This is a genomic window from Neisseria sp. P0007.S010 (assembly GCF_051962875.1).
GTDB classification, from domain to species: Bacteria; Pseudomonadota; Gammaproteobacteria; order Burkholderiales; family Neisseriaceae; genus Neisseria; species Neisseria subflava_A.
The window spans coordinates 25,248-40,925 of the sequence record NZ_JBQCUX010000002.1 but is presented as its reverse complement, the minus strand read 5'-3'; the positions used below and the strand labels follow the sequence as shown (position 1 = coordinate 40,925).

The 15,678-nt window shown below is 47.1% G+C and carries 11 protein-coding genes, 1 pseudogene and 1 CRISPR repeat array; of the genes and pseudogenes, 1 reads left to right on the top strand and 11 read right to left on the bottom strand.

Going from position 1 to position 15,678, the window contains the following annotated elements; genetic code table 11:
• Window positions 1-69 precede the first annotated feature (69 nt).
• Window positions 70-1,692: an RNA repair transcriptional activator RtcR gene (gene rtcR / locus ACTHR7_RS01665; protein ID WP_107867209.1), complete on the top strand. Its 1,623-nt coding sequence runs from the start codon at window positions 70-72 to the stop codon at window positions 1,690-1,692.
• Window positions 1,693-1,841: 149 nt separating this feature from the next.
• Here rtcR and fghA read toward each other — a convergent pair whose 3' ends face one another.
• The 11 genes and pseudogenes from fghA to ACTHR7_RS01610 form a co-directional block, all read right to left on the bottom strand.
• Window positions 1,842-2,669, bottom strand: a complete 828-nt coding sequence (gene fghA, locus ACTHR7_RS01660; protein ID WP_107867208.1) for an S-formylglutathione hydrolase — start codon at window positions 2,667-2,669, stop codon at window positions 1,842-1,844.
• 8 nt (window positions 2,670-2,677) lie between these two features.
• Window positions 2,678-3,814: an S-(hydroxymethyl)glutathione dehydrogenase/class III alcohol dehydrogenase gene (locus tag ACTHR7_RS01655; RefSeq protein WP_107867207.1), complete on the bottom strand. Its 1,137-nt coding sequence runs from the start codon at window positions 3,812-3,814 to the stop codon at window positions 2,678-2,680.
• Between the two features lie 94 nt (window positions 3,815-3,908).
• Window positions 3,909-4,168, bottom strand: a pseudogene (locus ACTHR7_RS01650) (CRISPR-associated helicase/endonuclease Cas3); the annotation flags it as partial.
• Window positions 4,169-4,509: 341 nt separating this feature from the next.
• Window positions 4,510-7,387: direct repeats of the CRISPR family, unit length 32 nt; unit sequence GTTTCAACACACAGCCGCCTAAAGGCGGCTGG.
• A 189-nt stretch (window positions 7,388-7,576) separates the two neighbouring features.
• The gene (cas2, locus tag ACTHR7_RS01645; protein WP_285071421.1) at window positions 7,577-7,870 is read right to left on the bottom strand and encodes a CRISPR-associated endonuclease Cas2; all 294 of its coding nucleotides are present in this window, start codon (window positions 7,868-7,870) and stop codon (window positions 7,577-7,579) included.
• A gap of 74 nt (window positions 7,871-7,944) precedes the next feature.
• Window positions 7,945-8,958, bottom strand: coding sequence for a type I-C CRISPR-associated endonuclease Cas1c (gene cas1c / locus ACTHR7_RS01640; protein ID WP_440370213.1), 1,014 nt, complete (start codon window positions 8,956-8,958; stop codon window positions 7,945-7,947).
• A gap of 175 nt (window positions 8,959-9,133) precedes the next feature.
• Window positions 9,134-10,114, bottom strand: a complete 981-nt coding sequence (locus ACTHR7_RS01635) for a hypothetical protein (RefSeq protein WP_440370212.1) — start codon at window positions 10,112-10,114, stop codon at window positions 9,134-9,136.
• 46 nt (window positions 10,115-10,160) lie between these two features.
• Window positions 10,161-10,916, bottom strand: a complete 756-nt coding sequence (gene cas4, locus ACTHR7_RS01630) for a CRISPR-associated protein Cas4 (protein WP_440370283.1) — start codon at window positions 10,914-10,916, stop codon at window positions 10,161-10,163.
• Window positions 10,826-11,692 (bottom strand): type I-C CRISPR-associated protein Cas7/Csd2, encoded by an 867-nt coding sequence (gene cas7c, locus ACTHR7_RS01625; protein WP_005636528.1) that lies wholly within the window; start codon window positions 11,690-11,692, stop codon window positions 10,826-10,828. Before cas7c ends, cas4 begins: the two co-directional genes overlap by 91 nt.
• A gap of 11 nt (window positions 11,693-11,703) precedes the next feature.
• On the bottom strand, window positions 11,704-13,485 hold the full coding sequence (cas8c, locus tag ACTHR7_RS01620; RefSeq protein WP_440370211.1) for a type I-C CRISPR-associated protein Cas8c/Csd1: 1,782 nt from the start codon (window positions 13,483-13,485) through the stop codon (window positions 11,704-11,706).
• Window positions 13,482-14,156 carry a type I-C CRISPR-associated protein Cas5c gene (gene cas5c / locus ACTHR7_RS01615; protein WP_440370210.1) on the bottom strand — a complete coding sequence of 225 codons (675 nt, stop codon included), beginning with the start codon at window positions 14,154-14,156 and terminating at the stop codon, window positions 13,482-13,484. Before cas5c ends, cas8c begins: the two co-directional genes overlap by 4 nt.
• A 76-nt stretch (window positions 14,157-14,232) precedes the next feature.
• Window positions 14,233-15,672: an SIR2 family protein gene (locus ACTHR7_RS01610; protein WP_440370209.1), complete on the bottom strand. Its 1,440-nt coding sequence runs from the start codon at window positions 15,670-15,672 to the stop codon at window positions 14,233-14,235.
• Between the last annotated feature and the right edge of the window lie 6 nt (window positions 15,673-15,678).

The following is a 15,678-nucleotide window of genomic DNA, read 5'->3' as shown; positions in this document are numbered from 1 at the left end:
CTCAAACATGAAGAAGGCAGCTTGAATACAAGGCTGTCTGAGACTCGAACGGAATAAACGGAATAAAAGATGAGTAACAAAAAACAAGTCGCCGTCAGCTTTCTCGGTACGGTATTGGACAGCGGTTTCGGTCAGGGCCGTTGGTTGAAATGGCGGCCAAACGTCGCCATGAATCAGCGTCAAGATTTTCATCTCGACCGTATGGAGCTGTTTTATGCGGAGAAATACCGCGAACTGGCGGATCATGTAAAAGCCGATATTCAGCAGGTGTCACCCCACACAGTCGTTAATCTCGTGCCTATGGAACTGGCAAACCCGTGGGACTTCTCCGAGGTTTATACCAAGCTGCACGATTGGGCAGCAAGCTATCCATTTGATACAGAAGAAGAAACCTACCTCACCCACATCACCACGGGTACGCACGTTGCCCAAATCTGTCTGTTTTTATTGGTGGAATCGCGTCAAATCCCCGGCGTACTGTTACAAACCGCTCCACCCAAAAACCAAAGACGCAGTATGGAGGACGGCAATGTCGGCAGTTATGAAATCATAGATTTGGACTTGGCTCGTTACGACGTACTGGCCGAACGCCTTGCCGCCGTACGCGATGACGCAGTGCGCTACCTGAAAAGCGGCATTTCCACCCAAAACGCCGCCTTCAACCGCATGATTGCCGAAATCGAACAAGTCGCGCTCAACTCCCCTTCCCCCATTCTGCTTTCCGGCCCGACAGGCGCAGGCAAATCCATGCTGGCACGCAGGATTTTTGAATTGAAAAAAGCGCGCCATTTGATTAAAGGCACATTTGTGGATGTAAACTGCGCCACCCTTCGCGGCGACGGCGCAGCATCTGCCCTGTTCGGCCACAAAAAAGGCGCCTTTACAGGCGCCGCAGAAAAACGTGAAGGCTATTTGAAAACTGCCGACGGCGGCGTATTGTTTTTAGATGAAATCGGAGAATTGGGCTTAGACGAGCAAGCCATGTTGCTCAAAGCCATTGAAGAAAAACACTTTTATCCCGTCGGCAGCGACAGCGAAGTCAAAAGCGACTTCCAACTCATCGCCGGCACCAACCGCGACCTGCGCCACGAAATCCGCGCCGGACGCTTCCGCGAAGACCTGTTCGCCCGCATCAACATCTGGAATTACCCACTACCTGCACTCGCCAACCGTCGCGAAGACATCGAGCCCAACGTCGAACACCAGCTCGCCCTAGCCTCGCAAGAACTCGGCCGAACCACCCGCTTCAACAAAGAAGCCCTGGCCGCCTACCTCGACTTTGCCCACTCCAACCAAGCACCGTGGCGCGGCAACTTCCGCGACCTCGCCGCCAGCATCATGCGCCTGGCCACACTCGCGCCGCAAGGCAGGATACAAGTAGAACAAGTCCAAGCCGAAATCGAACGCCTCAAATGGTTATGGTCGGAAGAACCCTTTTCAGACGGCCTCCTACATAACAGGCCGTCTGAAAAAGCACAAGACTACCCCGATAAAATCGATTGGGACACATTGGATTTATTCGACAAACTACAACTGCAACACGTTATCGACGAATGCCGCAAACATCCCAGCATGGCCGCTGCCGGCCGTGCATTGTTCAATGTCTCCCGAACAGAAAGGGCAAAAGTCAATGACAGCGATCGATTGAGAAAGTATTTGCAACGGTTTGGACTGGAATGGGGGGATATTTAAATAAAGTGGGCAAGCTAGCTCATTTTAATCGCATTATTTTTCATCATTTATAAAAAATAAAAGGCATCAATCCGATGCCTTTTATTTTTGTTAACATGAAAATTAACGTTCATACCAACGTTTGATCGATTCACGAATCACTCTTTGGTTTACTTCAAAAATGCCGCATGATAGGCAATATGCTCACCAATAAAACTGGCAATGAAGTAATAGCTATGATCGTAGCCTTTGTGGAAGCGCACATCGGCCGGTTGATTTGCCGCACGACAGGTTTCGATAAAATCTTCGGTGCGTAATTGTGTTGGCAAAAACTCATCTTCCAAACCCTGATCAATGCGCATACCTTGCACTTTATAGCCTTGTTGGATCAGCGAGCTGGCATCATATTGCTGCCATTTTTCGCGATCTTTCCCTAAATAGGCAGAAAAGGCTTTCTCCCCCCAAGGCACGAGGCTTGGCGACAAAATGGGCGAAAAGGCAGAAACACTTTGATAACGTTCTCGGTTTCGCAGCGCCAATACCAATGCGCCGTGTCCACCCATTGAATGCCCCATAATGGAACGTTTGCCGTTGGTAGGAAATTTTTCCTCAATCAGACTAGGCAACTCATTCAAAATATAATCATACATTTGATAATTCGTCGCCCAAGGCTGCTCGGTCGCATTCAGATAAAAGCCCGCACCCTGCCCTAAATCGTAAGCATCATCGTTCGGCACTTGCTCTCCGCGAGGGCTGGTATCAGGCGCAACCACAATTACTTGATGTTCTGCCGCATAACGCTGAAAGCCTGATTTGGTAATGAAATTTTGTTCCGTACAAGTCAAGCCGGAAAGCCAATAAATCACACCAAGCGGTCGATTCTCCGGATTATCCGGCAAATAGACGGCAAATCTCATTTCGCATTGAAGCGTTTGGGCATGGTGTGCCCAAACTTGTTGCGAACCACCAAAAATTTGATGTTGTTCAATCAGTTTCATCGCGTACCTTAGTAATGAATAACAGCGCGGATCGATTTACCTTCGTGCATTAATTCAAAGGCTTCATTGATTTGATCGAGTGTCATTGTATGGGTCACAAACGGTTCTAACTCGATGTCGCCTTTCATTGAATCTTCCACCATTTTCGGCAGTTCAGAACGGCCTTTCACGCCGCCAAATGCCGTGCCTTTCCAAACACGACCTGTTACCAACTGGAACGGACGCGTTGAAATTTCTTGTCCTGCACCTGCTACGCCGATGATAATGGATTGTCCCCAACCACGGTGTGCGCTTTCTAATGCCTGGCGCATTACGTTTACATTGCCGATACATTCAAAAGTGTGGTCAATACCCCATTTATTGATGTCTAACAACACATCTTTGATCGGTTTATCGTAATCGTTCGGGTTCAAACAATCCGTTGCACCAAACTGTTTTGCTAACTCGAATTTTGCGGGATTGGTATCAATGGCGATAATGCGACCAGCTTTGGCTTGACGCGCACCTTGCACCACAGCCAAACCAATCGCCCCCAAGCCAAACACGGCAACAGAGTCGCCTTCTTGCACTTTTGCTGTGTTATGCACCGCACCAATACCCGTGGTAACGCCGCAGCCAAGTAAACATACTTGTTCGTGGTTCGCTTCTGGGTTGATTTTCGCCAGTGAAACTTCGGCAACAACTGAGTATTCACTGAAAGTCGAACAGCCCATATAGTGATAGATCAGCTGACCTTGATAAGAAAAACGCGTCGTGCCGTCCGGCATTAAACCTTTACCTTGAGTATCACGCACTGAGACGCATAAGTTGGTTTTACCTGAACGACAAAACTCACATTCGCCACATTCAGCGGTATAAAGAGGAATAACGTGATCACCTGGTTTTACGCTTGACACACCTTCGCCCACAGCAACGACCACACCCGCACCTTCATGCCCAAGCACCACAGGGAATACGCCTTCAGGATCGCTTCCTGATAACGTAAACGCATCAGTATGGCACACGCCCGTGTGAGTGTTACGAATTAACACCTCGCCTTTACGCGGCATTTCTACGTCGATTTCCACAATTTGTAAGGATTGATTTGGGGCGAATGCCACCGCCGCACGAGATTTGATCGTTGAATTGGTTTGTTTAATTTCCATTATTTTTGCCTTTTAATTCATTAATTAAAGTTATCTAGCCTAAGTGAGATAACAACAGGTTATACTTTGGAACCCACCCTGAAGCAAGCGTTTTTGCAATTTTGACTACAACGGTAGCATGATTGACTGAGGGCTGCCATGCAATCGGTAATTAAAGGCTACTGAATATTTCCCTAAGTCATGCAGCTGTCCCGTCTGGCAGGCAAGTTCCTGCGCATCAAATACCCGGGCAAACTCAGCCGCCACTTCACCAACATTGACCGAATGGCTTTGCAAGGTTTGCCAATGTTCGTAAAGCAAGAGATTGCTGAGTTTATCTTGGGCAGAATGGGCGTAGTAAATTAAGGGTTTCATATTGAAATTCTAAAAAATTCAAACTGATATTATGCAATAATAATATGATATTAAATTTAATATGTAAATAAAAAAATGCCGTCTGAAACTTTTTCAGACGGCATTGTTATTGATTAACCTTTATAACTTGCTTCTAATATCCCCCACCGCTTTCACTAAAGCCTCGGAAAGCGAAGGATCAAAAGAAGAGCGGCCTGCTTGGACGATATTTGAACACACAGCCTCCCGAAGGCTGCTGACGGGATAGGTTGGCATAAAGTTTGTAGCTGCTAGAGTTTTAACACACAGCGACCCGAAGGTGGCTGTCAAGCTTTTCCAAGGTTGCTTTAGCATCATGGGCGGTTTCAACACACAGCCACCTGAAGGTGGCTGGACGGTTGGAAATCACGATCATATCGCCCTTGCGGTTTCAACACACAGCCGCCGAATTTGGCAACGTCGCGCTGGTTGTTTTAACACACAGCCGCCCGAAGGTGGCTGGGTTCACGCGCATCGGCACGCGCCTGATGCGCAAAGTTTCAACACACAGCCGCCTGAAGGCGGCTGGGGATTGTCCGCGCTGTTTTTTGATAGCTTTTTATGTTTCAACACACAGCCGCCTGAAGGCAGCTGAATACCCTTCATAGCGAGCCTTCATAGCTTCCGTTTGTTTCAACACACAGCCGCCTGAAGGCGGCTGACTCTATAAGCTGGTTAATTTGCTGCAACAATTAAAAGTTTCAACACTCAGCCGCCTGAAGGCGGCTGACGGCAAAACTAGTTTGGGTGTGCGCCGTATGATTGTTTCAACACACAGCCGCCTAAAGGCGGCTAGCAATTTATGACAATGTAAGACAAGTTAAAACGTTTGTTTCAACACACAGCCGCCTAAAGGCGACTGGGACAGATGAGGATATGGCAGATTTTTTTAATGTCGTTTCAACACACAGCCGCCTAAAGGCGGCTGGATGATAGCAAGTGGTTATGGTTCGTTTTAATGAGGTTTCAACACACAGCCGCCTAAAGGCGGCTGGGTTGCAATGCCTTTCCTGAATTTGTAGGCCGTCTGTTTCAACACACAGCCGCCTAAAGGCGGCTGGGATGTGACGTGGGGCTTTCGTACCGATAAGCGATTGTTTCAACACACAGCCGCCTAAAGGCGGCTGGCGGGAACACTGCCCGCCGTGTAATATTCAAGCGCGTGTTTCAACACACAGCCGCCTAAAGGCGGCTGGGTCCGCCCAAGTGTGTTCTTTATCAGGCGACTTGTTTCAACACACAGCCGCCTAAAGGCGGCTGGGGATTATGTCGAGCGATACAACGGCAACGGCAAGTTTCAACACACAGCCGCCTAAAGGCGGCTGGGAATCCAGTGAAATAACCGATTGAAAAGCCTATTGTTTCAACACACAGCCGCCTAAAGGCGGCTGGAGGTTCAAGGCTTGAAGCGCTCTAAAGGTGTGATGTTTCAACACACAGCCGCCTAAAGGCGGCTGGTTTTTCCTTTTGTTGCAGTTGTTTGCTTATTTAAGTTTCAACACACAGCCGCCTAAAGGCGGCTGGTTGGCGGTGCTTTAGACGGCGCAAGGGTGGTTATTGTTTCAACACACAGCCGCCTAAAGGCGGCTGGCGCATCTTTTCGCAGCACAAGCATCGGAGCAAATGTTTCAACACACAGCCGCCTAAAGGCGGCTGGCTTTACCATGTCTTGCTATCGGCTTCTGCCTACCTGTTTCAACACACAGCCGCCTAAAGGCGGCTGGCGGTGCGAATTGATTCGGCTGCGTTGCCTGTTACTGGTTTCAACACACAGCCGCCTAAAGGCGGCTGGAGCGGTGCCGGGGGGGGAACGCATATAGAGACAAAGTTTCAACACACAGCCGCCTAAAGGCGGCTGGATTCAGCGCTTGCACTTTTCATAATTTCAAACTCGTGTTTCAACACACAGCCGCCTAAAGGCGGCTGGCTTAACTTTGTCTTTTCATACAGAGTACCATTCTGAGTTTCAACACACAGCCGCCTAAAGGCGGCTGGAGTTGATATTGATATTCCAGGTTCATCACCATCAAGTTTCAACACACAGCCGCCTAAAGGCGGCTGGAGTTTGTTGAGGGCTTAGCAGAGCAAGCATTTAAGGTTTCAACACACAGCCGCCTAAAGGCGGCTGGAATTTCCGACCAGTTACGTATAACGTCATAATCTGGTTTCAACACACAGCCGCCTAAAGGCGGCTGGGCCTTGCAAGCACTCTTGGTTTAAACGATTCTTTAGTTTCAACACACAGCCGCCTAAAGGCGGCTGGCAGCCACAGGTTGCAATGCAACATCTGACGGTTGGGTTTCAACACACAGCCGCCTAAAGGCGGCTGGGATGGAGGTGTTGATGGTCTCTGCCAAGTTCAACGTTTCAACACACAGCCGCCTAAAGGCGGCTGGGGTCTAAGGCGTAATCATGGGTTATCAAGTAGGCCGTTTCAACACACAGCCGCCTAAAGGCGGCTGGCGTACGGTCATTTTGTTTTCCTTTTTTGGGGTAAATGTTTCAACACACAGCCGCCTAAAGGCGGCTGGAAAAACCGACAAAGCCGATTCAAGGCTGATAGCAGTTTCAACACACAGCCGCCTAAAGGCGGCTGGGCCGCTAACGAATATGGCCGTTTATATGTAAGTGGTTTCAACACACAGCCGCCTAAAGGCGGCTGGGTCTGCTTAAAAGTCGTAAAACTGGCCAATATGAGTTTCAACACACAGCCGCCTAAAGGCGGCTGGCACAGCCCGAAACGCCGCAAGTCTTGACAATGGGAGGTTTCAACACACAGCCGCCTAAAGGCGGCTGGCTCAACAAATCGGCCACCATTTGGAGCAGTCACCTGTTTCAACACACAGCCGCCTAAAGGCGGCTGGGTTGCAGGCGTTGCAATTCCTGTTTGTTTCGGTATGGTTTCAACACACAGCCGCCTAAAGGCGGCTGGAATTTTGCTGAGACTTTCCGCCCATAACTAAGACTGTTTCAACACACAGCCGCCTAAAGGCGGCTGGTTGACGGCTTTGACTGTGACTTGCATATCTGCATGGTTTCAACACACAGCCGCCTAAAGGCGGCTGGCTTAGATAAAAAAGCCTTTGGCGTATATAAATCAGCCGTTTCAACACACAGCCGCCTAAAGGCGGCTGGGGCAGAGGTGTGCAAGATGTTTGGTACAACCCAAGTTTCAACACACAGCCGCCTAAAGGCGGCTGGAGCCCCTCTCAAAAGCCTTGCTCTGTCAGGTTTCACAGCCCCGATTTCGCTAAGCTCCCGAGAAAAGCGTGAACGCGAGTATAACACAGCCTTTTCTGTTACACCTGCATTCGCAATATCCTGATTGTTAAAGAACAATCCAAGTTCGCCAACCCTGCCGCATTTTCATGAGAACCACAAGTTGGCGATTCACACAATCAACGTGTCCTTAAACACATCCATCGCCGGTTTCGCGCCGTGGTGTTCCACTTTGCGCCGCCATTTACTACCCAGATGGTAAAAGCGCAAGCTGTCGGTTTCAGGGTTGTAGGTTTTCAAGAGTTTGTCTTTTAAAACAACCCACTGATCGGGTGCGATGTCGCATTCGAATACCGAATATTGCACGCGCACGCCGTAGTCCAAACACAATTTCGCCACGCGCCGTAGCCTTGCCTGTCCGTCCGCGTCTTCCAACGAAATATCGTAAGTAATCAGCATTAGCATTTTGTATTCCCATATACAGGCTGCTTTAAAGGCCGTCTGAAAATATCCGATCCGTTTTCAGACGGCCTGCAAACCTATCTCATCAAAAACGGCGGGTATTCCGCCAAATCCCCGCGCAAGTGTCGCGCCAACAGCATCGCCTGAATATACGGCAGCAATCCGATTTCCACTTCTTCACCCAAAAACGGATGCACGATTTTCTCCTGCTTTTTCGCCTGCAATGCTTGGAACAAGAGCTTACGCGCATCGGCTTTTAAGCTTACCGCGCCACTTGCTTCGGTAACGAAATCCTGCGGTTTGATTTGCCCTCGGTTAATCAGCGACAGCACCAACCTGTCCGCCCACCACGCGCGGAATTCTTCCAAAATATCCTGCGCCAAACTGTCGCGCCCCGGTCGGTCGGCGTGCAGAAAACCTACCTGCGGATCCAGCCCCACGCCTTGCAGCGCGCCGCTAATATCCTTGCCCAAGATGCTGTACACAAACGACAACAGCGCATTCACCCCATCTCTGGGTGGACGGCGGTTACGCCCGTCAAAAGAAAAGCTGCTTTTTTCGCTCAAAAGCTGCCCGAACACGCCGAAATAACGCGCCGCCGCATCGCCCTCAATACCGCGCACCACGTCCAGCTCCGCCGCGCCCTTCAACTGCCGCAGCGAAATGTTCAAAGCATCGACTGCACTTTGAATCGCCGCATTCTCGCCGTAATTGCGAATCTGCCGCTGAAGCACCCGTTTACTCGCCTGAATCTTCGCCGCAATGATATTGCGTGCAATCGGCACAGGATTTTGCTCCGACACCCGATACTGCGCCCGACGCAACAGCACATTGCCGCTCTGCCGCCCCTGAAGCCGCCCCAAGAAACGTCCGTTTTCGGTAAAAAACGCCAAATTCACATTATTTTCACCGCAAAACCCCAGCAGAAAAGGCGACACCAGCACATTCCCAAAACAGAAAATATGCCCGATGGAATGCACCGGCAACTGCGCTACTTTCTTACGATCCTGCTCCACCACCAGCGTCTCCCGCTCCTTATGCAGATAACTGCCTTGGGTGGTGATGTAGAGCGTGTTTTGTAGTTTGCGCATGGGGGACTCCTTGGGGTTTAACCGCACTTTTTTGGGTATTTAACAGGGTTGATCCACCTGAAAAATGGTAGGTCAGACTCTTGAATCCGACATTTTCAAAATTGCAGTAATGATTTTAAATAATCTAAATATCAAACAATTGCCATACACAAATAGTCAGCATGCAGCTGAATACTTATTTCATTAGATAAGGAATTAAAAATATATGTTCATTATCTAGACTAATTGAATAAGTTATCTTAAATGATGGTAGAGTAATTAAATCTAAACTATATTCAGAAATAACATTCCCTATATTTATGTTATTTTTAACTTTATTTATATATGGAGCATCAAACTTACTAATATTTACTTCATCTGGAAAATAGCACTGAGGTATTTTCATAATTTTTTTCACTAATGGATAAATATTTATAAAATTATTATTTTTTTTAGAACAACGAATGGTTTTTAGTGACTCAATCTTTTTTATTGAATCATATAAGTTTTTTGATATAAAAAGCAAAAACCATATAATTAACCTCAGATGTTTATTTAAAGAAAACGCAGTTGTTCTACCCATATATAATTCATGTACGTTAGGATCCGGCCCTACAGCACCTTTGGTTGAGTTTTCAGAATCCACTAACTCATGCTTTCCTTCTATATAATACCCAATAACAAAATTTCCTTCCTCTTTTTCATCACGTCCTCTTATTATCCTAATGAATCGACTATTATGCTTAACTAAATTAATTTGCTTTGCAAAAAAAGATCTATATGATTCTATACTATTTAAAAACTCATTTTGAATATCATTACTTTTCATTTCGCCACTTAATTGTTTTATAATGTTTTTACATGTATCAACATGGGATATTATATTGTGTAACATATTCTCAACAAGCTCAATTAATGCCTCATTCATTTCATCATCGTAATTATTAAATTTTTCTTCTATGCAACCAATGAACAAATCAGCTACTCCCTCTATGGGTCTAAGCACTTGTTTTAAACTGTGTTTATAAGATCTAACTGGATGAAATTGTATATGATTCGCTACGGAAATAGTATTATCAACTTCCAATTTAAATAAAAATTTCTCAGCTTTAAAATTTATCTCACCATCTTCAAACCGAAATACTTTTTTACTCTTTATCATATTTTTATTAACCATAATTAATTATCCTTTATTCTATTCTGTAAAAATTCCTAATTAAGCATCACTCCCCAAACAACCCCTCCACATACCCCACACTCCTATCCCGTTTCCCCAGCAACTCCGGCTGGCAAATCTCCACCAGTGAGCAGGCTTTGCAGCGTTTGCCGTAGTCGGGTGGCGGGGTTTGATAGCTGTTTAAAAGTTCGCGCACGGCAGCGATGGTGGCAAGGGTTTGGGCGCGCAGGTCGTCTGAAAACACGACGGGGACGCGGTGGCGAGTTTGCATATACCACAGCGCGCCCTCGAAGATGGTTTGTCCCGTCATTTCTTCCAAGCACAAGCCTTGGGCGCAAAGCTGGATTTCGTCCATTGGGTCGGGTTTGGGTTTGCCGCGTTTGTATTCTACGGGTTTCAGACGGCCTGTTTTTGTATCCACTTCCACTAAATCCAACACGCCGCTGATGCCTAGCTTCTCCGCCGACACATGTACCGTCCGCTCAAAGCGCATGCCCTTGCGCGTTTCCGGCTCGCCCGAATCCACCCGCTCATGCAGCGCCTTGCCCTGCGCGGTCAAATAGTTCTCTGCCCACGCCTGCTCGTTGTGAATCAACGCGCATTGGCGCGGGCAGAAGGCGTAGTGTTGCAGGGCGGAAAGGGGAATCAGGTGCACGTCCTGACTTTCCCCTTGGGTTTTGGTTAAAAGTGCGGTCATCTTTTTAAGTGTTTTTACAGCAACTCTTCCACACTCACGCCATTGAGGCCGTCTGAAACCACGCTGATTTTGTAATCGCCAAAACCGCTTGCAGGCGTACCCGATTCGCCGTTTACGCGTTCGACTTTCACGGCGTCAAACAGTTTATGTGCAGGCTGGCTGCCGAGCGCGCTGTCGTGTTTGAAAACAATCAATTTACGTGCCGCCATTTCGCCACGGGCGGCGGAGCGGTCGTGCTCAAACATCAGCGTCAGGGCTTGCCAGAGTTTGGCTAAGTCGTCGTCTGAAAAGCCAGTTTTAGCGGCAAGGTTGGCGGAGATGAAGCCGTGCACGCGGTAGAGCGCGTAAGGGACGATGTATTTGCGCCCCATGGTGCGTTCTTTTTCCAAATCTTTTTCGTTGGTGACCGCCATGCGGGTGATGGAAACTTCCAGCGGCACAATCGGGTCGATGGATTGGGCGAACGCCAGTTGTACCGGGCCGCGCACTTGTCCGCTGTTGACTTCGGTGGTCATCACGGCGCCGAAGGTGCGGATATCGAAGAAGTTTTTGCACATCCAAGCGGTAATGTCGCGGGCTTTGGCTTCGTCTTTGGGCAGTTTTTTAGCTTCCGATTCTATGCCGAGCGCTTCATAAGCGCGTTTGTTTTGCAGGTTTAACACGCTTTTTTCTTTGACGTAGATTTCATAACCGGCTTCGTTCTCGCTGCTGATTTCGACAAAATTACGGATTTTGCGTTTCAGGCAGACATCGGTTACCAAACCTTTGCTGGATTCGGGGTCAAGGCGCGGCATATTGCCTGCATCGGGATCACCGTTTGGGTTGCCGTTGGTTACATCAAAAAAGTAAACAAATTCATAGCGGTTTTGAATGGCAGACATTTTTTGGCTCCTTAGTTTTCAATAGTTTCAGCGATTTCTTTTTTAGCAAAATAGCTTTGTTTTTGATGGTAATAGCCGATAGCGAAGCGGCCTTGCTCGTCAATACTCAAATGGCGCGGAAAGGTTTCGGGCAGTTTGGCAATGATTTCGCCCAAATCTTTATCCAAATTCACCGCCATGCCGGCTTTGTCTTTACGCAGGCGCGACAAATGGTGTTTTGCACCCGACAAAAGACGCGGAAAAACGGAAAACGGCACGGCGGATGCAGAGCCGTAATAGCGGTCGGCAATGCCGGCGTTTAATTCGCCCAACGCCTGATATTGAATGCGTTCCAACACGGCAAACAGCCGCCCTAAAAGATAGGCGCGATTCGGACTTTCATTGTTCAAACTCATAGGAACTCCTTCTTCTATAAAACCTTTTCTAAAACGCCGCTCTAATACGGCTTTCATCATTGCCACGCGCAGACCGTTCACATCGCCGTCGGCGCGGATTCGGGTAATCAGTTGCGACAGCAAACTCAAGGGGTACGGCGTGCCACAAATCACGGCGCGGGTCATTTCGCCTGCCAATACGGGTGAGATATTTTCGCTTTTGCCCAATACGGCAGTTTGCAATAAGAGTCGCCAAATTGACGGCGGGGTTTTCCATGCGCAAGGCTCAATGGCTAAATCTTGCCAATGCTGCGCCAAGTTTTCCGCCAGCTGCCCAAACGTGGTGTCCAGCCAAAACCGAATAGAAATCCGCGCGGCATTGGGGGCAAGCCCTAAGATATAAAAACGGGTATTGGCAGAGAGTTCGGGCGCAATTTCTTGCAGCGGACGACCTTTGCCGATTTGTTCCAATACGTTGAAAACTTTGGCGCTTTCTTGTTCGTCATCCGGCGGCGTGAATACGTGCGCGAAGAAGCCTTCGGCAGCCTGCGCCGTAGCGCTATCATCCGCTTCCGCCCAAAAGACCGTGCTGGCATCGCCGATGGTCAAGCAGTGATTATTTTCGCGGCGCAACAGATAGTTCAACGTGGTGGTGTAGGCAAAGGCGGATTGTTCGGAGACGGGCGCATTTGCGCCTTGCTCCTTGCCGAACGAGGCGAAGGCTTCTTTGTTGAACGAAATAATCGAACCGCCTGAACTTTGCCCGCCAAACACGCCTTTAATCGCCGGATGCAGCCGTGCAATCGGGGCGGTGTCGCCGCTAATCAAGCACAAACCTTCAAGCGCTTCGTCGCTTTTCAGACGACCTGCCCACAAGGTTTGCGCAGCTTCGCGTTTATGGATAAGTGCGGTCGGTTTTTCAAGAGAAAATGCGATGTTGGCATCGAGCATTTCGGCTGGCAGATTTTCGGCAGCGAAATGTGCAGGCTGCCAGTTTTGCAGAAAACGGCACAAGGCCTGCAAGCCTTCATCGTCGCTGTTTTTCAGTAAATCGAGATGGAATTGCTTAAAGGCTTCAAAGGTTTTTTCAGACGGCGTAAACGGTTTTGCTTTGGCTTCGGCTTTGTTTTTATTGGCTTCCACGCCAAGCGCGTAAGAAGTTTTATCCCACAGAAAAAATGGCTTGGGTGTAGTACCTGGGCGTTTGAAGGATTGAGGCACGCTCATCAGCTTTGGCTGCGGCTTTTTATCGACAGTCAGATTCGGCACCACGGTTTTCAGACGGCCTTCTTTATCCAACACCAAAATCCAGCCGATTTTCTCCTCGCTAAAGCCATAAGGCGGCACTTTCGGGTTGCCCATTTCATCGATTTGTGCTGCCAAACGGCGGTAATAGCGGGCAAGGGACGCAAGAATCATGCTTTCACCTCCTCGGCGTAAAACGGCGGCACATCAATCACGCCGTCTTTCATTTGTGCGCGGAAAAAATGCGGCGTGTTGCCGTGGTCAAAATCAATATCGTGCAGCATCCAGCCTAAATCGCGGTTTGCCTCGCTTTCCGATAACGCCAACGGCGGCAACGGCTCGCCTTCATCAATCAACGCAAAATCGGCAGGGAATTCACGCACGCCCAAACAAGGCTGCTGAAAGCATTGCCCCTTTGTCGCACGGCGTTTGAACATCTCAATATGCTTGGTAACGGTCTCATCCACGCCTGCTTTTGTCGTCAGCACCGCATGAGCTTCAATCACATAAGCCACGTCTTTAAGCACCGTTGCCGCGCGCTGCTGGCGGTCGTCTTCAATCAGCGTATATAAATCGGCAACGCTCTTGCGCTTCATCGCGCCGCTGACCTTACCCGCCGAAATCTTGCCGCCTAACTCATTGCGCCGCACCGACTCAAACCGAATCGGCTTCAGCACATAAATCCGGTCAATCACCCACCGAATCGCCGGCTTCCAATGCACCGCCGCCAAAATCCCGCGCGCCGCCGACGGCGTGATGACGTCATAAGACACCCGCTCCACCTTCATCTCCGGACGGGTAAAACAGGCATAATCTCCCCAAATGTGTAGGCGGATTTGGTTCATTTAGTTCTCCTTTTGGTTGGAAAGTGCGGTTTCAGACGACGTTTAAAAACGTTGAGGGAATTGACCGCACTTTTTGCTACATATTTTGTAACTTATCGATAATAGAAAGCACCGTAGAAATAATTCCATCATTAGAAATATTAGATTGACCCAGCTTTTTTATTTCATCTATTAATGACTGATCATTAAAATATAGTTCGGTACGATTTTTTATAACATCATCCCAAAGCTCTTTAGATATTGAGCCAGTACAGCCAATTGGGATTGGAATCACATTATGTTGTAAGCAAATCTCAAATTCTTCTTTCATGCCATTAGAAAGAACGATTTCTCCATTTTTATCCAATTTGTTTCCAAACATAAAAATAGCAATACCAGCTTGAGAAATGATTTCATTTCTGTAGTCAGTCCATCTTTCAGAAATAGATTTATTTCCTGATTGTATTTGCGGAAATGGTCTTAAAATTAATAAATCATCTAAATTGCGATAATTTGACTGATATTTATATTCTAACGCTCCATTAATAACGATACTGCCAATGCCCAAGCCATATCCGGAAATAATCTTATATTCTTCCTCAGCCAGTTTATAACTAAGATTATGTATAAGTTCTTTAGCTTGCTCTTCAGAAAAAGGAGAATAACTATGAGCAGCACCAGAAATAAAGATATTGCTACGTTTTAAGCGTCTTTCAATTTCTTTTAAGATGGCAGTAATGTCAGAATATTCTTTAATCATTATTGAATGAATGCCATACCTAATGAGGTCTTCTATTTTTAATTCTTGCTTAACTTTAGCATACATATAACTTTCATCATCATGAAAGTCATCTCTCGATACTTCTTTGAAAAAACAATAATGCGTTGGCGTATTATCTTTTAATAAGACTTTAATTCTACCCAAAATATATTCCAAATTTGGATCATCAAAACTGAAGCCTATGAACAAAAATGTTTTTGAAAGCAAATCTCCTCTTAATGCGGTAGCAAATAATTCTTTCTTATCCTGATAAGTTTCATAATCATCTTTAATTAATACTGCTTCATCAGGTGAATCTTTATCACCATGCATTTTATAAACAATAGCATCTTTCTTTTTGATATTTCTTGAAAAATCTTCATTTCTGATTTTTTTCTCTACTGTTTTTCCATCGGCCTCTAAAGTTTTTTCAATTAATTGATCATAGTTAGTTGTCCAAAATGTACTAATACCAATTTTAGAAAGTAACTTATGGTTATCTCCACCTCGCCCTAATGTAGTAAATTCATTTATTATTTTATTATTTATTTTTCCTCTTTTATGTCGATTGAAATGATATTGAGCTACTCCAATTAGATCATGTTCTTTTTCAATATCAAGACCTAGTTCCTCTGCAAGATCTTTCAGCAAACCTTTCCAATTAACAAAACCTGCTGGAGCTGATAAGCCTGCCCCAGCAAAAATTGCAGCATCACCATTTTTAATCTCTACAACAAAATCAGCGATGAATTTTTTCTGTTCTTTGGTGAATTCCATAGCAAC